18 protein-coding genes are annotated in these 18,564 nt (G+C 67.0%); 13 read left to right on the plus strand and 5 right to left on the minus strand.

Annotation, left to right across the window (positions count from 1 at the left end; genetic code table 11):
- The first annotated feature begins 17 nt into the window (after positions 1–17).
- Both EKM57_RS12945 and EKM57_RS12950 read left to right on the plus strand, forming a co-directional pair.
- Positions 18–797, plus strand: a complete 780-nt coding sequence (locus tag EKM57_RS12945; RefSeq protein ID WP_129792972.1) for a polyphosphate kinase 2 family protein — start codon at positions 18–20, stop codon at positions 795–797.
- Between the two features lie 150 nt (positions 798–947).
- A complete protein-coding gene (locus EKM57_RS12950; protein ID WP_129792903.1) occupies positions 948–1,346 on the plus strand; it encodes a hypothetical protein in 399 nt (132 codons plus the stop codon).
- Here EKM57_RS12950 and EKM57_RS12955 read toward each other — a convergent pair.
- Complete coding sequence (locus EKM57_RS12955) at positions 1,343–2,062, minus strand: DUF2306 domain-containing protein (protein WP_129792904.1); 720 nt, start codon at positions 2,060–2,062, stop codon at positions 1,343–1,345. The genes EKM57_RS12950 and EKM57_RS12955 overlap by 4 nt on opposite strands.
- Positions 2,063–2,123: 61 nt before the next feature.
- Here EKM57_RS12955 and EKM57_RS12960 point away from each other — a divergent pair, with 61 nt between their 5' ends.
- Complete coding sequence (locus EKM57_RS12960; protein WP_129792905.1) at positions 2,124–2,681, plus strand: AraC family transcriptional regulator; 558 nt, start codon at positions 2,124–2,126, stop codon at positions 2,679–2,681.
- Here EKM57_RS12960 and greB read toward each other — a convergent pair.
- Positions 2,669–3,151, minus strand: a complete 483-nt coding sequence (gene greB, locus EKM57_RS22275) for a transcription elongation factor GreB (RefSeq protein WP_206185417.1) — start codon at positions 3,149–3,151, stop codon at positions 2,669–2,671. The genes EKM57_RS12960 and greB overlap by 13 nt on opposite strands.
- Positions 3,152–3,201: 50 nt before the next feature.
- Entirely contained in the window at positions 3,202–5,103 is a 1,902-nt protein-coding gene (locus EKM57_RS12970; RefSeq protein WP_243451028.1) for a lytic transglycosylase domain-containing protein, read from the minus strand.
- 217 nt (positions 5,104–5,320) lie between these two features.
- Here EKM57_RS12970 and dapA point away from each other — a divergent pair, with 217 nt between their 5' ends.
- From dapA to recA, 8 genes are all read left to right on the plus strand, one after another.
- Positions 5,321–6,196, plus strand: a complete 876-nt coding sequence (dapA, locus tag EKM57_RS12975) for a 4-hydroxy-tetrahydrodipicolinate synthase (protein ID WP_129792908.1) — start codon at positions 5,321–5,323, stop codon at positions 6,194–6,196.
- A complete protein-coding gene (gene smpB, locus EKM57_RS12980; RefSeq protein WP_129792909.1) occupies positions 6,196–6,678 on the plus strand; it encodes an SsrA-binding protein SmpB in 483 nt (160 codons plus the stop codon). Before dapA ends, smpB begins: the two co-directional genes overlap by 1 nt.
- 141 nt (positions 6,679–6,819) lie before the next feature.
- The gene (locus EKM57_RS12985; RefSeq protein ID WP_129792910.1) at positions 6,820–7,380 is read left to right on the plus strand and encodes a DUF2062 domain-containing protein; all 561 of its coding nucleotides are present in this window, start codon (positions 6,820–6,822) and stop codon (positions 7,378–7,380) included.
- A 79-nt stretch (positions 7,381–7,459) separates the two neighbouring features.
- Positions 7,460–9,514, plus strand: a complete 2,055-nt coding sequence (locus tag EKM57_RS12990) for a M13 family metallopeptidase (protein ID WP_129792911.1) — start codon at positions 7,460–7,462, stop codon at positions 9,512–9,514.
- Between the two features lie 2 nt (positions 9,515–9,516).
- Positions 9,517–11,925, plus strand: a complete 2,409-nt coding sequence (locus EKM57_RS12995) for a response regulator (protein ID WP_129792912.1) — start codon at positions 9,517–9,519, stop codon at positions 11,923–11,925.
- Between the two features lie 81 nt (positions 11,926–12,006).
- Complete coding sequence (locus EKM57_RS13000) at positions 12,007–12,366, plus strand: response regulator (protein ID WP_129792913.1); 360 nt, start codon at positions 12,007–12,009, stop codon at positions 12,364–12,366.
- Positions 12,367–12,379: 13 nt separating this feature from the next.
- Positions 12,380–13,201, plus strand: a complete 822-nt coding sequence (locus tag EKM57_RS13005) for an alpha/beta hydrolase (RefSeq protein WP_129792914.1) — start codon at positions 12,380–12,382, stop codon at positions 13,199–13,201.
- 89 nt (positions 13,202–13,290) lie between these two features.
- On the plus strand, positions 13,291–14,361 hold the full coding sequence (gene recA, locus EKM57_RS13010) for a recombinase RecA (protein WP_129792915.1): 1,071 nt from the start codon (positions 13,291–13,293) through the stop codon (positions 14,359–14,361).
- Between the two features lie 103 nt (positions 14,362–14,464).
- On the opposite strand, the gene EKM57_RS13015 is transcribed toward recA, so the two are convergent.
- A complete protein-coding gene (locus EKM57_RS13015; protein ID WP_243451030.1) occupies positions 14,465–15,685 on the minus strand; it encodes a multidrug effflux MFS transporter in 1,221 nt (406 codons plus the stop codon).
- Positions 15,686–15,788: 103 nt separating this feature from the next.
- Here EKM57_RS13015 and EKM57_RS13020 point away from each other — a divergent pair, with 103 nt between their 5' ends.
- Positions 15,789–16,460, plus strand: a complete 672-nt coding sequence (locus EKM57_RS13020) for a glutathione S-transferase family protein (protein ID WP_129792917.1) — start codon at positions 15,789–15,791, stop codon at positions 16,458–16,460.
- A 6-nt stretch (positions 16,461–16,466) separates the two neighbouring features.
- On the opposite strand, the gene EKM57_RS13025 is transcribed toward EKM57_RS13020, so the two are convergent.
- Positions 16,467–17,123: a LysE family translocator gene (locus EKM57_RS13025; RefSeq protein ID WP_129792918.1), complete on the minus strand. Its 657-nt coding sequence runs from the start codon at positions 17,121–17,123 to the stop codon at positions 16,467–16,469.
- Between the two features lie 113 nt (positions 17,124–17,236).
- On the opposite strand from EKM57_RS13025, the gene EKM57_RS13030 reads away from it, so the two are divergent.
- A complete protein-coding gene (locus EKM57_RS13030) occupies positions 17,237–18,472 on the plus strand; it encodes a dicarboxylate/amino acid:cation symporter (RefSeq protein WP_129792919.1) in 1,236 nt (411 codons plus the stop codon).
- Positions 18,473–18,564 lie beyond the last annotated feature (92 nt).

Consider the following 18,564-nt stretch of genomic DNA (forward strand, 5'->3'; position numbering starts at 1 on the left):
CCTGCTAGATCGTGCGGATGGCGATCGACCTGCAGGATTACGAAACCGGCGCCAGCTTCGATGGCGACTACAAGGCCGAGCTCGACTCGCTGCAGGAGCGCCTGGCGCGCCTGTTCGTCGCCAATCTCGTCCACAGGCGCAGGACGATCGTCGTCGTCGAGGGATGGGACGCCAGCGGCAAGGGCGGCGCGATCCAGCGTCTGACCGCCGAGTGCGACCCGCGCGCCTATCGGGTCTGGCCGATCGCCGCGCCGACGGACGAGGAGAAGGCTCGCCATTATCTGTGGCGCTTCTGGCAGCGGCTGCCGAAGGCCGGCCAGGTCGCGATCTTCGACCGGAGCTGGTACGGCCGCGTGCTGGTGGAACGGGTCGAGGGCTTCGCCAGCGAGCCGGAATGGCGGCGCGCCTATGACGAGATCAACGAATATGAGTCACAGCTCGTCGCCGACGGCACCTTGCTCGTGAAGCTCTTCTTCCACACTACCCAAGCGACGCAGGATGCCCGCCTGCTGGCGCGCCTCGACCATCCTTGGAAGCGTTGGAAGGTGACCGAGGAGGATCTGCGCAACCGCGCCCGCCGGGACGACTATCTTGCGGCGATGAAGGACATGTTCGACCTCACCGACACGCGCTGGGCCCCATGGCGCGTGATCGACGGCAACAACAAGAAGTCGGCGCGGATCGCGGCCCTGACCGCGGTGGCTGAAGCGATGGCGAAGGCGCTGCCCGCCAAGCCGCCGGCCGCATGTCCCGAATTGGAACAGGCGGCGCGAAAGAGTCTCGCCGCGCAGGATTGATCGGGTGGAAAGTGGTAGACGCGGCTTCGACGAGAGCATCGTCCGTCCGTTTCTGAACGGATCATGCTCCGGATTCGGTTGAGTTGCCGCATTTTCGAGTCGTCAGGCAATCCGCCCGACCGGAAATGCTCTAGATCGAGGAGGCTGGCGATGCGACGGCACGCTCTCAAGACCCTGACGGCATTGTCGATCATCGGAGCGGCCGGCTGTGCTACCGACCCTTACGGCTATGGCGGCCCCGGCTATGATCCCCTTGGCGGCTATGCCTATGCCGGCAGCGAGTGGAGCGGCGAGCGGCGCCCTTGGCAGGGGGACCTGCACGGTCCAGGCGTACCGTTGCTCGATCCTTGGCTGAAGGAAACGGCGGAGGGGCGCGCGGTCGTCACCCTTGGCTTCAATGACGCCGTCGAGGGCTTCGTCAGCGAGGACGTCGCCCATCGCGCCAACATCTGGTTCCGTCGCTATGCCGATGAGGATGGCGACATGCGGGTCACCGACCCGGAGATTCGCACCGCCCTCGTCGCCGCGGCCGGGGCATATCTGCGTTAGGCGCTCGCCTCCGCTGGATCCTCGCTGACGCGTGGCCGCGCCGGACCGCCGGCGGCGAATCGGGCATAGGCCTTCGACAGGCGCACCCGAAGCAGCCAGAAGATCATGGCGCCGAGCACGGCGAGAGAAGGCGCGTGCCACCAGGCAGACCCCTGCCACGCTTCCGGAAACTCGTCCTGCTGCCCCTGGAAGAAAGAGGTCGTTGCGATCAGCAGGGCCGTGCACATGCGCCACAAATGGCGCGCTAGCCGCTGCGCACCGGACAGCCGCCCGCGGCGGATGAAGCGGATGTCGGAGGCGGCCGCCATCACCGCCACCGAGGCAAAGACGAAATGAACCTGCCAGGGGAGGTGGTCGATCACCCCGGTCGGCTCACGCATGCCCAAGAGGCCGAGGGTCACCAGCCCGGCGATACAGATCAGGACCATTCCGAGCGCGGCACGCTCCAGTCCGCCGGGCCGGCCGTCGCGCTGGCGAGCGGCCGCCCAGGAGGTGACGACCAGATAGAGTGTCAGGATACCGATGAGCGCCGTGCCGCGCGCGGGCTTCAATCCCGCAATCACCGCTCCCGTCGTCGTCAGCACAAGCATCCCGAGGAAGAATGCGGTGCCGACATAGGCATGCCATCCGGATCCCTTGCGAACAGCCAGCGCCGCGGCGCCGGAGATCAAGGCGACGCTGCCGCCGACGATGTGGAGGAACATGAGCGCGTTCATTCGGACCTTCCTTGCCCCGGAGAAGCTCTGTGCGTATTAGTTGAATAGGACAGCCCGGCCCATGATCGAGGGGACCAAAGAGATGATCGCCGGTTGCATCGAACGGATTCGGTCCCAAGCCTGTGGGACCTGCGAAGGGCGGTGGCGCTGCACCGCCGTTAGGCAGGAGAGCCCGACGCAGCGGGAAATCGCCGGCCGGCCGGGAAGGGCAGGGTCCGGCCGCGGACGTGCAGCGCTCTCCTTTTTCCTGCGCGAGCTTGCCAGGGCGATCGACGGACAGACGGCTTCCAGGAAGGAAGCGTTCCGGCGCCGGGTGGAGCGCCTTCTGGAGCCGCAGCTCGGCTCCGCGCCGATACGGATCGACACCGTAGCGCACCAACTGGGCTGCAGCCGGCAGACGCTCTACCGCCGGCTGAAGGCCGAAGGAGTCACCTTCGCCGAGATCCTCGACGCGCTCAGGCGCCGTCAGGCGATCGAAATGGTTCGGGACCAGGGGCTGTCAGTCAAGGAAACCGCCTATCGGCTCGGCTTTTCCGACCCCGCCGCCTTTTCGCGCGCCTTCAAGCGCTGGACCGGGACGAGCCCGCGGCGAGCCAGGCCCGAGCTTCAATCGGGATAGCGGATTGCTATCACCTCATATTCGCGCTCGCCGGAGGGAAGGGCGACCCGCCGGAGGTCGCCGATCGCAGCGCCGCGTATCGCTCGGGCCATGGGAGAATACCAGCTGATGGCGCCGACACCCGCATCGGCCTCGTCCTCGCCGACCAGCGTCACCACCCGCTCGTGGTCCTCTTCGTCGGCCAGGGTAACCGTGGCGCCGAACCAGACGCGGCTCCTGTCGGGCTGATGCGCCGGATCCGTGACCTTGGCGTTGGCCATCCGCCGCGAAAGGAAATTGATCCTCCGATCGACTTCGCGCAGCCGGCGGCGGCCATATTGGTAATCGGCATTTTCGGATCGGTCGCCATTGGCAGCCGCCCAGGCGATCGTCTCGAGCAGCTTTGGCCGCTCGATTCCGAACAATGCCTCATATTCCTCGCGCAACCGCCGGTATCCGGCGGGGGTGATATAGTTCGGTCGATCGGCCACGGCGGCCTTCCTAGTGCTTTTTCGAGTCAGCCGCCCAGGCCTGACCTGCCTCAGTTGGGCTGGGATTCGCCGAGATAGTAAGAAAGCCGGTTCTGCGAAGGGCTTCGCGCCCGGTCGGGATTGAGAAGATCGTAGACGACCGCATTCTCGAGCACGCGCTGGACGTAATTGCGTGTCTCGAAGAACGGGATCTCCTCGATCCAGTCGATCATCGCCACGCCCGACGTGCGAGGATCGCCATTGGCGTTGATCCAACGCCGCACATTGCCCGCGCCGGCATTGTAGCTCGCCACCGCCAGCGGATAATTGCCGCCCCATTGGTCGAGCAGCCGCGCGAAATAGGTCGATCCGAGCAGCACGTTATATTGGGGATCGGTCAGCCGCGACGGTTCGTAGGAAACGCCGAGCCGCCCCGCCACTTCACGCGCCGTGGCCGGCATAAGCTGCATCAGGCCGCGCGCGCCGGCACTGCTCACCGCCTGCCGGTCGAACAGGCTCTCCTGTCGCGTGATTGCATGGACCATCGTCCAGTGCCGCTGCTGGGCCGGCGGAACGTTCACCTCAGGGAAGCCCCATCTCTTATATTCGAACGAGCCGTCGGTGCGGGCCCGGCGGGCGACGAGCACGCCGAGGTCGGGCCGGCCGATGCGTTGTCCGAGCTGGACCGCGAGCAGCCGCTCATTGTCGCTGCGCACCTGCTCCGCCAGTGCCCGGACGAACTGGGTCTGGTCCCGCCAATTGCCGGTCTGCCCAAGATAGGTGACCGCAGCGACGATCGGCCTCGACTGGAAGGCTGCGAGGTCGGCGGCGCTGAAGGTGAGTACGGGCGGCGCCGATGGCGCCGGCAGCGTCTGGCCGAGCCGCTCGGCCGCGAGCTGGCCGTAATATTGGTCGTAATGGCGGGCCGCTTCCTGAAGGAAGGCCCGCGACCGCTCGGCCTGCCCAGCGCGTTGCGCCGCGCGCGCCGCCCAATAGAGGCCCTTGGTCTGGGTCGGTGGCGACTGGGCCGCCCGGGCATAGCGCTCGAACATGCCGACCGCGTCGGCCGGCCGGTTCATCCGAAGCAACGCCGTGGTGCCGGCGAGCCAGGTCAGGTTGGTATATTCGTCGCGCTCGTCGAAGCTCTTCTGACTGACGTCCGTGCCGGGAGGATAGAGTCCATCGACCTGACTGGCGATCCCATAGGCAAGCGTCCATTGGCGGTCGTTCGCGGCGCCGCGCGCCATCGTGACCAGCGTCTCCATATGCTTGGCCGGATTGGCCGGATAGGCGGTCAGCCGGTGCGGCTGTGCCAGCAGCTGCCGCGCCGCGAGCGGATCGGTGTTGCGCAGCCAGTTGGCGCGGTCGATCAGCAGGCCGGGATCGCCGGCCCCGGCGCTGCCGAGCGCCGCCAGGCGCGAGGCGGCGTCGGGAGCGCGGCCCTGAAGGGCCAGCCGCGCCTCGTACACCGGCCGCCGTGCCGGCGTACTCCACATCAGGCTGCGCCGGGCGCTGGCGACGTCGCCATTGGCAAGTAGCACCTCCATCCGCGCGTCATGATCCTGCGGGGTCAGAGCCGCACCGAACGCGCCGAGCAGGCGCTGCTCGTCGGTCGCCGAAAGCGGCCCCGCCTTCCAGGCGGTGCGCGCCGTCTCCCGCGCCTCGTCCACCCGTCCGGCGGCAAGCAAGGCCAAAGCATGGCGGGCGTGACCCGCGGGCGTGAGGGGAGGGAAGGTCGCGAAGAAGCGCACTACCTCGCCGGGGGAGGCGGCCCCGGGCTCGGCCCGCCGCTCGGCGGTGCGGCGCATCGCGCTTTCGCCCGGCCAGCCGGGGTGCGAGAGCAGAAAGGAGGCGTAAGCGGAAAACGGAAGATTGTCGCTCTGCCGCAAGCTGTTCCATCGGGCGATGCTCGTCGCGACCGACGTCGACGGAGCCGGAGCCGCCTGGATCGCCGCGGCTACCGGGGGCGGCACGGCCCTGCGAATCGCCGGCGGCGGATCATTCAACCGGATTGGTCCGACAGACGCTGCTGCGACGGCCGCTACGGACCCGCCCAGCAACAACAATAGCCCCGCTCTCTTGTGCATGCTGGACAGAATGACACCCCCCTCCTTATCAGATCCTGAACATCTCCCGGAATGTCCTCGAATTGTCCTATGCATGCCGGGTTGCGAGGTGAAGGAGGTGCTGATGTTCAAAGGGTCAATCCCGGCTCTGGTGACCCCGTTTCGCGACGAGTCGTTCGACGAGGAGGCTTTCAGGTCCCACGTCGAGTGGCAGATAAGCCAAGGGAGTCATGGACTTGTCCCGTGCGGAACGACCGGCGAGGCGGCGACCCTGACATTCGAGGAGCATTGGCGAGTGGTCGAGGTCTGCGTCGACCAGGCGGCCGGGCGCGTGCCGGTCATTGCCGGCTGCGGATCCAACTGCACGCGCTCGGCGCGGGAGAACATGAAAGCGGCGGAGGCGCGCGGCGCGGACGGCGCGCTGTGCGTGGTGCCTTATTACAACCGCCCGAGCCAGGAGGGCCTCTACGCGCATTTCGCGGCGCTGGCGGAATCGAGCGACCTGCCGATCGTCATCTACAACGTGCCGTCGCGGACCGTCGCCGACATCTCGGTCGAAATGCTCGGCCGATTGGCCCGCCTGCCGACCATCGCAGGGGTGAAGGACGCGACCGGCAATCTCGGGCGCGTGTCGGCGCAGCGAATCGCTTGCGGCGAGGATTTCGCCCAGCTTTCGGGCAATGACGACATGGCGCTCGGCTTCATGGCGATGGGCGGGGTGGGCTGTATCTCGGTCACCGCGAACGTCGCACCCAAGCTGTGCGCCGAGTTCCAGAACGCCTGCCTCGCGGGAGATTGGGCCGCAGCCCTTCGGCTCCAAGACCTTCTCTATCCGCTCCACGCAGCCTTGTTCACCGATGCTTCACCCGGGCCGGTTAAATACGCCCTGAACCGCGTGCGCCCCGATATGCCCTCCCAGCTTCGCCTGCCGATGACCCTGCCCTCCGAGGCGAGCTGCCGCGCCGTGGATGCGGCGCTCGCTCATGCCGGCCTTGCCTGATGGTTCGTCCGCGTCATGCCGAATTCGACAAGAAGAAGGTGGTCGCCGAGAACCGGCGGGCCCGGTTCGACTATGCGATAGAGGACAAGTTCGAAGCCGGAATCGCCCTGACCGGCACCGAGGTGAAATCGCTGCGCTTCGGCGAAGGCTCGATCGCCGAGAGCTATGCCGAAGTGAAGAATGGCGAAGTCTGGCTGATCAACTCCAACGTTCCCGAGTTCAGCCACGGCAACCGCTTCAACCATGAGCCGAAGCGGCCCCGCAAGCTGCTGCTCAAATCGCGAGAGATCGAAAAAATGTTCGGGGCGGTGGCCCGGCAGGGGATGACGCTGGTCCCGCTCTCCATATATTTCAACTCGCGGGGACGAGCGAAGGTCGAGCTCGCGCTGGCGCGCGGGCGCAAGGCCCACGACAAGCGCGAGCACGAGAAGGAAAAGGACTGGAAGCGGGAGCAAGGCCGCCTCCTCCGGCAGCACGGGTGATGAGAGCATGACTTCCCAAGGCGGGAGCATTAGACGGCCAGGCTCCTACTCCTCTCAAGAGCAGGCGCGCAGCATCACGCGCTTCGCGGCCCCGTTCCGGGAACAGGGCGCCCTGCTCAATCCGAAGGCAGTCATGCTTTAATGGTCGAGCGCATCACCAACTGGATGGCGAAGAACGCCCCTAAGCGGGAGGAGCTGGCGAAGAGCCGCTGGCTCAAGCCGTTCGGCTCGCGCGTCCTGCACAGCGAATTCTGGCGCTTCACGCGCCGGTCGGTTCCGCGCGGTGTGGCCGTGGGGCTTTTCGTCGGAGTCTTCCTGCTCGTCCCCGGAGTCCAGATCGTCGGCTCCGCCTTGCTCGCCATACCGATCCGGGCGAACATCCCGGTCGCGGCGGCGATGACCTTCCTGACCAATCCGGCGACGACTCCGTTCCTGCTCATGGCCTCGATCTGGGTCGGCAACCGCCTCGGCTTTCACGCCGACCTTGCTTCCTTCCAGGCGCTCTACGCCCGCGGCGCGAGCGCGGGCGACTGGTTCTCCTGGCTGTTCTCGGACGCGGCGCCGGCACTGGTCTCCGGCCTGTTCCTGATCGCGCTGCTCGCCGGCCTGGTCGGCTATCTGCTCTCGATGTTCGTCTGGCGCTGGTGGACCGCCCGCAAGTGGCGACGCCGCGCGCAGCGCCGGCAAGTGACCGCCGATTGACGCCGTAGCTTCGATTGAAGCCGCATCGCCGCTGGGCCATAGACACCACCATTCATCCTCTCACCTCTCCGGGAAAGCCATGCGCAAGCTCCTGATTCTCCTCACCGCTTCAACCGCCTTCACGGCCTTTGCCGCCGCCCCGTCGGGTGGCGTCCAGACAGCGGCCGGAACGGTCGCCCCGGCCGATGCGGCGCGGCCGCAGATCGGCACGTTCGGATTCGACGTCCCCGGCATGGACCGCAGCGTCGGTCCGGGCGACAATTTCTACCGCTTCGCCAACGGCACCTGGGAGGAGAGGACGGAGATTCCGGCGGACCGAAGCAATTACGGCATGTTTACGTTGCTGGACGACCTGTCACGGACCCGAACGCGGGCGATCCTCGAGGAAGCGGCGCTCGCGCCCGGGTCGCGGATCGGCGACTTCTACACCAGCTTCATGGACGAGGCCGCCATCGAGTCGGCCGGGATCACGCCGCTGCGCCCGATGATGGCCAAGATCGAGGCGGTCGGCGACCGCGGCGCCTGGGCGGCGCAGCTGGGCGAGCTGTTCCGCCGCGGCGTCACCGGTCCGTTCGCCGGCTACGTCAGCAGCGACGACCGCATCCCGACAGAAATGATCGTCCGGCTCACCCAGTCAGGGCTCGGGCTTCCCGACCGCGACTATTATCTGCGCGACGAAGCGGCACTGACCGAGAAGAGGACCGCCTACCAGACCTATCTGGCGCGGCTTCTGACGCTGGCCGGCGAGGAAAATGCCGAAGCCCGTGCCGCCGCCGTGCTGGCGTTCGAGCGCGGGATTGCCGAGGTCCACTGGACCCGGGTGGAGAATCGCGACGACGAACGGACCTACAACAAATGGGCGCGGGCCGACTTCGATCGGCAGGCACCGGGCTTCGCCTGGACTCGCTTCTTCGAGTCGGCGGGAATCGCCGACCAGCCGAACCTCCTCGTGTCGCAGCCGAGCGCCTTCGCCGGGAGCGCCAAGCTGATCGGCGAGACGCCTCAGGCGGTTCTCAACGATTATCTGCTGCTCCGCCTGATCGACGATGCCGCGCCTTACCTCTCGCGCGACTATGTCGACGCGCATTTCGCCTTCCACGGCACCGCCCTCAACGGCACGCCTCAGAATGAGGAAAGGTGGAAGCGCGGCGTCACCCTCGTCACGGAGATGATCCCGGACGAGGTCAGCCGGATCTATGTCGAGCGTCACTTCCCCCCTGAGGCGAAGGCGGCGGCGGACGAGCTCGTGCGCAACATCATCGCCGCGATGGATCGGCGCCTAGATGGGCTCGCGTGGATGGCGCCGGAGACGCGCGCGCGAGCACGCGCCAAGCTCGCCGCCTTCACCCCCAAGATCGGATATCCCGACCGGTGGCGCGATTATTCCGGCGTCGCCGTCACACGCGACAAACTGGTCCAGAATATCTTCAACGCGACCGAGTTCGAATATCGGCGCAACCTCGCCAAGCTCGGCAGGCCGGTGGACCGAGGCGAGTGGTTCATGACTCCGATGACGGTCAATGCCTATGCGAACCCCACCTGGAACGAAATCGTCTTCCCGGCCGCGATCCTGCAACCGCCCTTCTTCGATCCGAACGCCGATCCGGCGGTCAATTATGGCGGCATCGGCGCCGTCATCGGCCACGAGATCAGCCACCATTTCGACGATCAGGGAAGCCGCTATGACCAGACCGGCGCATTGCGTGAATGGTGGACGCCGCAGGACCGGCAGCGCTTCGAGGCGCTGACCGGGCAGCTCGTGGCGCAATATGACCAATATGAGCCTTTGCCGGGTCACCGCGTGCAGGGCCGGCTGACGTTGGGCGAGAATATCGCCGACCTTGCCGGCCTGACGGTGGCCTACGACGCCTACCGCCTTTCGCTCGGCGGCGGGGAGGCGCCGGTGCTCGAGGGGTTCACCGCCGATCAGCGCTTCTATCTCGGATGGGCACAGATCTGGCGCCGCAAATATCGGGAGGAGAATCTTCTTCAACGCTTGTTGACCGATCCTCATTCGCCGTCCGAACAGCGTGCCGCGGTGGTCCGTAACCTCGATCCCTGGTACGCCGCCTTCCAGCCCGAGGCGGGAGACGCGCTCTATCTGTCGCCGGAGCAACGGGTGCGCATCTGGTAACCATGGCAACGGCCGCACATCCCATCGCCAGCTCGGCCGCGTCGCGCGGAAAGCGCGATCGCGGCGGACTGGCGCTGGCGGCGGCGGCACTGGCCTCGGCCGGATTACTGCTCTGGGCCCTGGGCGACCCGGTCTTCGTCGGCGCCTTCCTTGCCGGACTGGTGGCCACCGCCGGCTTGCTCTTCTTCCTTCGCCGGCCTGCTGCCGCGGTTCCACAGGCGGACGCGGCGGCCACGGGGCAGGGCGATGTCGGCCTGCTGCGTGCCGCGCTCGACAGCGCCGGTCCGGATGCCGCTCTCGCGCTCACGGACGCCGAGGGCGTTCCGGTCTGCACCAATGCGATCTGGAACCTCTGGTTCGGCGGCGGCGCATCCCCGCTCGACTTCGGCGACGGGCGGCTCCGCGACGCGCTCCGCCTGGCCCGACGCGACGGAAAGGCGACGCTCGACGGCCTGATTGTAGAGGGTCGCTCGCTGCGCGGGGAAGTTCGCAGCTCCGGCGATCGGCTGGTATGGCGGTTCACCGGCGCCGAAGGGCCCGAGCTCGCCGCCGAGGCAGTGCGCCTGCTGGCCGGCGAGGCCGGACGCCGGATCGGCGATGCCGGCCTGATGCTGGTCCTCGCCGACTCGGACGGGCGGATCCGCGCCGCGAACCCCGCCTTCGCGATCCGCGCGGCCGGCGATGAAGGCGGGCCGGTCGACGGCACCGACCTGGTGGATTATCTCGCCGCGTCGGAGAGCGGCCAGTTTCATTTCGCCGCGGAAGGTCGGAGCGGTCCGCCGCTGCGCATCCTCCAGATACCGACGGGGGACCGCCCCGATTCACCGTCCTTCTTCCTCCTGCTCGACGACGTGCCCGGCGCCCGGCTCGGGGACGACGAGAACGGGCATATTCACGCCTTGCTGGACAGCCTGCCGCTCGGACTCGCTCTGGCCGACACGGACGGCCGGTTCGCCTTCCTCAACAAGGCGTTCCGCAAGGCGGCCGGCCTGTCGCCGAACGAGCGCCCGGCCTGGCCCGGCGACCTCGTCGTGGACGAGGACAAAGCGGCCGTGTCGGACGCGGTTCGCCGCTTTGCCCGCGGCCGCGCGCTTTCCGGCGACCTGGCGGTTCGGCTGACCTCGAACCCGGACGAACCGGTGGCGATGACGGTCGCCGGAGCACGCGGGCTCGGCAACGCCGCCGTCCTGCTGTCGCTCAAGGACAATAGCGAGGAGGCCCGACTGAAGCGCGAGATCGCCCAGGCCACCAAGATGCAGGCCGTCGGTCAGCTCGCCGGCGGCGTCGCCCACGACTTCAACAACATCCTCACCGCGATCCTCGGCACCTGCGACCTGATGATGATGCGCCATACGCCGGGCGACAGCGATTATGACGACATCCAGCAGATCCGCTCCAACTCCAATCGGGCCGCCAACCTCACCCGGCAGCTGCTCGCATTCTCGCGGCAGCAGACGCTCCGGCCGCAAGTGCTTCAGCTTCCCGACGTGGTGGCGGAGGTGTCGCATCTGCTGACGCGGCTGCTCGGCGAGCGGATCACGCTCCAGGTCAAGCACGGCCGCGGGCTGGGCCCGGTCCGCGCCGATCCGGGGCAGCTCGAGCAGGTGATCGTCAACCTCGCCGTTAATGCCCGCGACGCGATGCTCGCCAAGGACGCGGACGGCGGCGGCACGCTGACCCTGCAGACCTTCGCCATCTCGGCCGAGGACGTGCGGCGGATGGGGACCGACATCCTGCCGATCGGCGACTATACCGCGCTCAAGGTGACCGATACCGGCATCGGGATCCCGCCCCATATCATCGGCAAGATCTTCGAGCCCTTCTTCACGACCAAGGAGGTGGGAAAGGGAACGGGCCTCGGCCTTTCCACCGTCTACGGAATCGTCAAGCAGTCCGGCGGCTTCATCTTTGCCGAATCGCAGCCGCAGAAGGGCACGAGCTTCTCCATCTATCTTCCGGTCCACCGTGCCCAGCCGGGCGAAACGCCGGTGAAGGCGCCGGCGAAGCAGAAGCCGAACGAGCTGTGGGGCAGCGGCACCATCCTTGTCGTCGAGGACGAGGCGATGGTCCGAACCGTCGCCGAGCGGGCGCTGGTGCGGCACGGCTACAATGTCCTCGTCGCGGAGAATGGCGAGGCTGCGCTGGAAATATTGGGGCGCGAGGAGAAGATCGACCTGATGATCTCGGACGTCGTGATGCCGACCATGGACGGCCCGACCACGGCGCGCGAGGCCCGCAAGCGCGATCCGGACCTGCCGATCCTCTTCATATCGGGCTATGCCGAGGAGCAGTTGAGGAAGTCCATCGACGTTCCGAACGTCTCCTTCCTCGCCAAGCCTTTCTCGGTGCAGCAGCTCGCCGAGACGGTGCGCGAGGTTCTCGATCGGGAGCAGGCGCGGAACGGGGCCTGAACGGCGCCGATTCGACCGCAGCCGCGGCGCGCGTTGCGAAATATCCCTTTTCCTTTGCGGAACAATTGCTAAGGCGGGAATATGCAGGGGAACAGGTCCATCCTTATCGTCGAAGACGAGCCGCTCATCGCGATGATGCTCGAAGACTTCCTCGATTCTCTCGGTCACCAGGTGGTCGGCACCTGCGATTCGGTCGAAGAAGCGATCGAAAAGGTCGAGCAAGGCGGCTTCGACGTCGCCATCATCGACATCCAGCTGAAGGACGGCAAGCATGCCTGGCCGGTCGCGGACCGGCTCGCCGAGGCAGGGACTCCGTTCATCCTCGCCACCGGCGGCCATGTCGAGCCGCCCCCGCAGCGCCATGCCGCCGCGCCGGTTCTTTCCAAGCCCTACACGATCGACGCGATCGAGCCCGCTCTGGCCAAGGCCTTCGGCCTCTAGGCACGCGGCGCCGGTGAGGAGGACAAGGCTGCTCCTCGCTCTCCTCCTCATCCTCCTGGCCGGTTACGGCGCGATCGTCGGCCTGGCCTTCGTCAACCAGGAGCGGCTGCTCTTTCCGGCCTTCCTCGTCGTCCCTGCGCAGGCGCCGCCCCCGGGCGCGCAACGGCTCACGGTCGAGACCCCGGACGGGATTCGTCTCGAAGGGCTTCATATTCCGCCCGAAGGCGGGGGGTCCGGCCCGACGCTCGTCCTCGCCTTTGCCGGCAACGCGTCCAACGCCCAAGGCGTGGCCGAACTGCTCCACGAAATCTATCCGGACCGGGACATCGTGACCTTCTTCTACCGCGGCTATGCTCCCAGTGGTGGCGTGGCCGGCGCCGAAACGCTGATGGAAGATGCGCCCCTGATCCACGATTTCGTCGCCGCGCGCTTGCGGCCGCGTCGGATCGTCGCGGTGGGCATCAGCCTGGGCAGCGGCGTCGCGTCCAGCCTGGCCGCGCGCCGCCCGCTGGCCGGCCTGGTCCTCGTCACCCCCTTCGACTCGCTCGCCGCGACCGCCCGCCAGCTTCATCCCTGGCTTCCGGTCTCGCTTCTCCTGCGCCACGACATGCGCTCCGCCGAGGCCTTGAAGGACAGGCGCCTCCCGGTGGCGATCATCGCTTCGGGCCGCGACCGCCTGGTCCGGCCGGAGCGAACCGAGGCGCTCCGCCGGGCGGTGCCCAACCTCGTTCACGACGTGACCATTCCCGAGGCCCGACACGACGACATCTTCCTGCATCCCGGCTTCGTGCCGGCGATGCGGGAGGCGATGGAAAAGATCGAGGCGGCCGCCTGAGTTCCCCTCTTGTTCTCACGGAACAGATCATGTACATCGTCATCACGCGTTGAACCGGACGCGCCGACGCAATAACGGGAGCACAGGCCATGGTGGCGTCACTCAAAGTCGTTTCCGACAGGAACCCTCTCGATATGGATAAGCAGAAAGCTCTCGACGCGGCGCTCGCGCAGATCGACCGCGCGTTCGGGAAGGGGAGCGCAATGCGCCTCGGGTCGCGCGAGGCGATCGAGATCGAGACAATCTCGACGGGATCGCTCGGGCTCGACATCGCGCTCGGCATCGGCGGCCTGCCGCGCGGCCGGGTCGTCGAAATCTACGGGCCGGAAAGCTCGGGCAAGACCACGCTCGCGCTCCACGCGGTTGCCGAAGCGCAGAAGGCCGGGGGCGTCGCCGCATTCGTCGACGCCGAGCATGCGCTCGACCCGATCTATGCCCGCAAGCTGGGCGTCGACATCGAAAACCTGATCGTCTCCCAGCCCGATACAGGCGAGCAGGCGCTCGAGATCACGGACACCTTGGTCCGCTCCAACGCGGTCGACGTGCTGGTGGTCGATTCGGTCGCCGCTCTGGTGCCGCGAGCGGAGATCGAGGGCGAGATGGGCGACAGCCATGTCGGCCTGCAGGCACGGCTGATGAGCCAGTCGCTTCGCAAGCTGACCGGCTCCATCTCCAAGTCCAAATGCCTGGTCATCTTCATCAACCAGCTGCGGATGAAGATCGGCGTGATGTACGGCAATCCGGAGACGACCACCGGCGGCAATGCGCTGAAATTCTACGCATCGGTCCGGCTCGACATTCGTCGCACCGGGCAGATCAAGGATCGCGACGAAATCGTCGGCAACTCGACCCGCGTGAAGGTGGTCAAGAACAAGCTCGCGCCGCCGTTCAAGCAGGTCGAGTTCGACATCATGTACGGCCAGGGCGTTTCCAAGCTGGGCGAGGTGCTCGACCTCGGCGTCAAGGCCGGGCTGATCGAGAAATCGGGCGCCTGGTTCAGCTATGACTCGATCCGAATCGGCCAAGGCCGCGAGAATGCCAAGACCTTCCTCAAGGAGAATCCGGAGATCGCCGAGCGCCTCGAGCGGGCGATCCGCGGCAAGACCGAGGAGGTCAGCGAGGCGCTGATGGCCGGACCGTCCGAAGAGGACGACATCTAGGACATCGAATGCGAGCCCGCTCGTGACGGGCTCGCAACCGCAGGCTGCCGACGTTTACGGTGCGAAGCGCCCGCCGCCCATCAAGGCGGCGGGCGTTCGCTTCTCAGTCGTGCGCGAACAGGCGGCCGCGTTCAGTGACGAGCACGATGCCGAGGGACAGGATCCCGAATGCCGCGAAACCGCCGACCAGGGGAATGACGGTCCCGTCGAAGCTCTGGCCGATCGCCGTGCCCAGCAGTGCCCCGCAGATCGTCCCGATCGTTCCCTGGACCGAGGAAGCCGTGCCGGCGACATGGCCGAGCGGCTGCATGGCGAGCGCCCCGAAGCTCGCCGAAGCGAAGCCGAAGCAGGCCATCACCAGACCCTGCATGACGATGAAGGTGACAAGCGATTCATTCTGTCCGGCCATTGCCAGATGGGCGAGCGAGAAGACGGTGAACAGGACGAGACCGAGATGCGCGATCCGCCGCGTGCCGACCCGCTCGACCAGCCGAGACGTCAGATAGGACGTGGCGGCCATCGGCCCGGCCACGCCGACGAAGGTCGCCGCGATCAAATCGGGCCGCTGGAACACGTCGAACACGATCTGCTGGATCGAGACGATGTAGCCGGTGAGCGCGCCCATCATCAGGGTGAAGCCGAGCGTGTAGCCGAGCGACTGCCGGTTGGTCAGCGTCTCGATCATGCCTTCCCGGATCACCCGCGCGGAGATGGGCCGACGATATTCGGGATGCAGGGTCTCGGGCAGCCGGACCAGCGACCAGGCCAGAACGACCATGCCGAAGCCGGCCAGCCCGTAGAAGATCCAGGGCCACGGCGCGACCAGCAGGGTGAGCTGCCCGAATACCGGCGCAAGCACGGGCATCAGCATGAAGACCAGGAAGACCAGGCTCATGAGCCTCGCCATCGCCGCACCTTCGAACCGGTCGCGGACGATTGAAACGACCAGCACTCGAGTCGCCGCCGCGGCGGCACCCTGCGCAAGCCTTGCCGCCAGCAGAAGGGTGAAGCTGGAAGCGACCGCGCAGGCCAACGCGAAGACGATGTAGAGGACGAGGCTCGACATCAGCACCGGCTTGCGCCCGTAGCGGTCCGAAAGGGGCCCGTAGAGCAACTGCGTGGCGCCGAAACCGAGGAAATAGAAGGAGACGACCAGCTGTCGGTCATTTTCCGAGGCGACGCCGAGCGCCTCGCCGATCGCCGGCAGGGCCGGGATCATCGCGTCGATCGCCAAGGCGTTGATCGACATCAAGGCGGCCAGCAGAACGACGAACTCGCCGAAGCCGGGACGCGAGGCGTCGGGAGGGGAGGGTGCGTACTTCACCTGGGATCCGTTGGGCATTGCGGCACCCGAAGCGGGCAGCCGAGCCGGTTCCCTATTGGCTGCCGTCCCCTTATGAAAGCCGCGAACCGCACGAGAGCCTGCCATGATCGTCGTCCATCACCTCGAAAACTCCCGATCCCAGCGAATTCTCTGGCTACTGGAGGAGCTCGGCATGGATTACGAGGTCCGGCGCTACGATCGGGACCCACAGACGATGCGGGCACCGCGAGAGCTCGCCAGCGTCCATCCGCTCGGCAAGGCGCCGGTCATCGAAGACACGGGATCGGCCTCCGGTGCGGCTGCGGGGTCGGGCCCAGGCGCAACCGGCGGACGGGTAATCGCCGAGACCGGTGCCATCGTCGAATATCTGATCGACGCGGCCGAAGGCCGGCTGGGGCCGCCGGCCAATCGCGAAGCGGTGCTGCGCTACCGCCAGTTCCTTCATTATGCGGAGGGCTCGCTCATGCCGCCTTTGTTCGGGCTGCTGGTGACCACCCGTCTCGGCCTGCTCGGCCGCCCGGCGCGCGGCCAGATCCTGGCGATGATCGGCCAGCATCTCGACTGGCTCGAGAGCGAGCTCGGGGATCGTGCCTGGTTCGCCGGAGACGAGTTCAGTGCCGCCGACATCATGATGAGCTTTCCGCTCGAAATCTCGCGCAGCCGCGCAGGACTCGGCGACGATCGCCCCAATCTGATCGACTGGCTCGAGCGTATCCATGCCCGGCCCGCCTTCGCTGCCGCGCTGCAGAAAGGCGGACCTTACGCCTATGCGTGAGCCGGGCTAGCGCCGCTCGCTCAGGACCAGCTGCACGGCGAGTGCGGCCATCGCCGTCGCCGCGATCCAGCGCGCGGCGCGGCCAACCCAGCTCACGTGGCGAAGACGCGCCGCCGCACCCGCCGTCGCCACCGCGACGCCGACGTTCACCAGCGTCCCGACGAGGTCGAACCACAGACCCAGGAACAGGATCTGCAAAGCCGGCGCCGACGCTGCGGGATCGACGAACTGGGGAAGGAAGGCGAGGAAGAAGAGGGCAACCTTGGGATTGAGGATATTGACCAACATCGCCGCCCGGAACAGCCGCCAACCGGTGCCGCCCGCCGGCCTCGCCTCTCCTGGCGGGGCGCTCCGCGCGCGAAGCATCGAGAAAGCGAGCCAGAGGAGGTAGGAAGCGCCGGCCCATTTGATGACGTCGAAGGCCGCCGGCGACGAAGCGAGGATGGCGGAGAGGCCAAGGACGGCCGCGAGGAGGTGGACGAGGGCGCCCGCGCCGATTCCCAGGGCGGCGATGATCCCGTCCCGCCGCCCGCCACGGGCCGCGCTCGCGATGACGAAGGTCATGTCTGCGCCCGGAACGATATTGAGCGCCAGCCCGGCCACGACGAAGCCGAGAAAAAGCGGCCATTCCGGGAGCAAGGCGATCCCGCCAATCTCGATCATGCGGCCTCCGGTCAGGGCGCCAGCGTTCGCCCCTTTGCGCTGAAGGACCCTTCGTCTAGTGAGCGGGCGGTGACAAGCCGGACGACCGGCGCAGCGGCGAAGGGGGCAAGTGGATGAGGACCTGGTTTGCGATACCGCTTTGGCAGCGGGTGATCGGGGCTCTGATCCTCGGCGTTGCCGTCGGTCTCATCTGGGGACCGGGGGCGGAGAGCATCAAGTGGATCGGCGACTTCTTCATCCGGGCAATCCGGATGTTGGTCGTGCCGCTGATCTTCTTCTCGCTCGTGGCGGGAATCGCCGCGATCGGCGACATCAGGAAGCTCGGCGCCGTGGGCGGCAGGGCGCTGGTGCTTTTTGTCGGCACGGGTGTCGCCTCGGTGGCGCTCGGGCTCACGCTCGGCACCCTCATTGCACCCGGAGCCGGTCTCGCGCTGACGCTTCCCGAAGGGGTAGCGATACCGGAGCCTGCGACGACGTCGGTCACCGATATGATCCTGGCGATGATACCGGCGAATCCCGTCGAGACGATGGCGCGCGGCGATGTGCTTCCGCTGATCGTCTTCGCCTTGCTGTTCGGAATCGGAATCCTGATGGCGGGCGAAGAGGGGAGCCTCGTGGCGCGCGGAATGGATGCGGCCGCGATCGTCATGCAGCGGATGACGGTGCTGGTCATGGAGCTCACCCCGTTCGGCGTGTTCGCGCTCATGGCCTGGGTTGCCGGGACCTTCGGGATCGATGCCTTGCTCCCGCTCGCCACCCTCGTCGGGCTCAACTATCTCGGCTGCCTGCTGATCATCTTCGGCATCTATTCGGCCATCATCCACTTCATCGGCAAGGTGCGGGTGATAGACTTCTTTCGCGGCATGATCGACGCGATGGCCGTCGCCTATTCGACCGCCTCGTCCAACGCGACCCTGCCCGTGACCCTGCGCTGCGCCCAGCGCAATCTCGGCGTCAGCCGCAGCGTCTCGAGCTTCGTCATCTCGCTCGGCGCGACGATCAACATGAACGGTACCGCCATGTATCTGGGTCTCGCCACGCTGTTCGGGGCGCAGATCTTCGGGGTGAGCCTCGATTTCGGCGACTACGTGATGATCGCCATCACCGCCACGCTCGGAGCCATCGGGGCGGCAGGCATTCCGGGGGCGGGCCTCATCATGATGGGGCTCGTCTTCTCGACCGTCGGAGTACCGCTGGAAACGATCGCCTTCGTCGCCGGCGTGGACCGCATCATGGACATGATGCGTACCACCACCAACATCACCGGGGACGCCGCCGTCGCCGTGGCCGTGGCACGAATGACCGGGGATCTCGACGTCGGCGAGTTCGAGTCCGCGGACGACGTGTAGGCCCGGCCTCCTCCGGTACCGGGAGGCGTCGCTTTTGATCGGACGCAGACTCGGCGATTGACTTTTGCCGCCTGGACCATGCCGATGCGCCA

The sequence above is a fragment of the Sphingosinicella sp. CPCC 101087 genome, from assembly GCF_004151485.1.
Taxonomy (GTDB): domain Bacteria; phylum Pseudomonadota; class Alphaproteobacteria; order Sphingomonadales; family Sphingomonadaceae; genus Allosphingosinicella.

Coding starts and splice junctions, on each gene's coding strand:
- EKM57_RS12945 (WP_129792972.1), top strand. CDS start 18: ATGGCGATCGACCTGCAGGATTACGAAACCGGCGCCAGCTTCGATGGC.
- EKM57_RS12950 (WP_129792903.1), top strand. CDS start 948: ATGCGACGGCACGCTCTCAAGACCCTGACGGCATTGTCGATCATCGGA.
- EKM57_RS12955 (WP_129792904.1), bottom strand. CDS start 2,062: ATGAACGCGCTCATGTTCCTCCACATCGTCGGCGGCAGCGTCGCCTTG.
- EKM57_RS12960 (WP_129792905.1), top strand. CDS start 2,124: ATGATCGAGGGGACCAAAGAGATGATCGCCGGTTGCATCGAACGGATT.
- dapA (WP_129792908.1), top strand. CDS start 5,321: ATGTTCAAAGGGTCAATCCCGGCTCTGGTGACCCCGTTTCGCGACGAG.
- smpB (WP_129792909.1), top strand. CDS start 6,196: ATGGTTCGTCCGCGTCATGCCGAATTCGACAAGAAGAAGGTGGTCGCC.
- EKM57_RS12985 (WP_129792910.1), top strand. CDS start 6,820: ATGGTCGAGCGCATCACCAACTGGATGGCGAAGAACGCCCCTAAGCGG.
- EKM57_RS12990 (WP_129792911.1), top strand. CDS start 7,460: ATGCGCAAGCTCCTGATTCTCCTCACCGCTTCAACCGCCTTCACGGCC.
- EKM57_RS12995 (WP_129792912.1), top strand. CDS start 9,517: ATGGCAACGGCCGCACATCCCATCGCCAGCTCGGCCGCGTCGCGCGGA.
- EKM57_RS13000 (WP_129792913.1), top strand. CDS start 12,007: ATGCAGGGGAACAGGTCCATCCTTATCGTCGAAGACGAGCCGCTCATC.
- recA (WP_129792915.1), top strand. CDS start 13,291: ATGGTGGCGTCACTCAAAGTCGTTTCCGACAGGAACCCTCTCGATATG.
- EKM57_RS13020 (WP_129792917.1), top strand. CDS start 15,789: ATGATCGTCGTCCATCACCTCGAAAACTCCCGATCCCAGCGAATTCTC.
- EKM57_RS13025 (WP_129792918.1), bottom strand. CDS start 17,123: ATGATCGAGATTGGCGGGATCGCCTTGCTCCCGGAATGGCCGCTTTTT.
- EKM57_RS13030 (WP_129792919.1), top strand. CDS start 17,237: ATGAGGACCTGGTTTGCGATACCGCTTTGGCAGCGGGTGATCGGGGCT.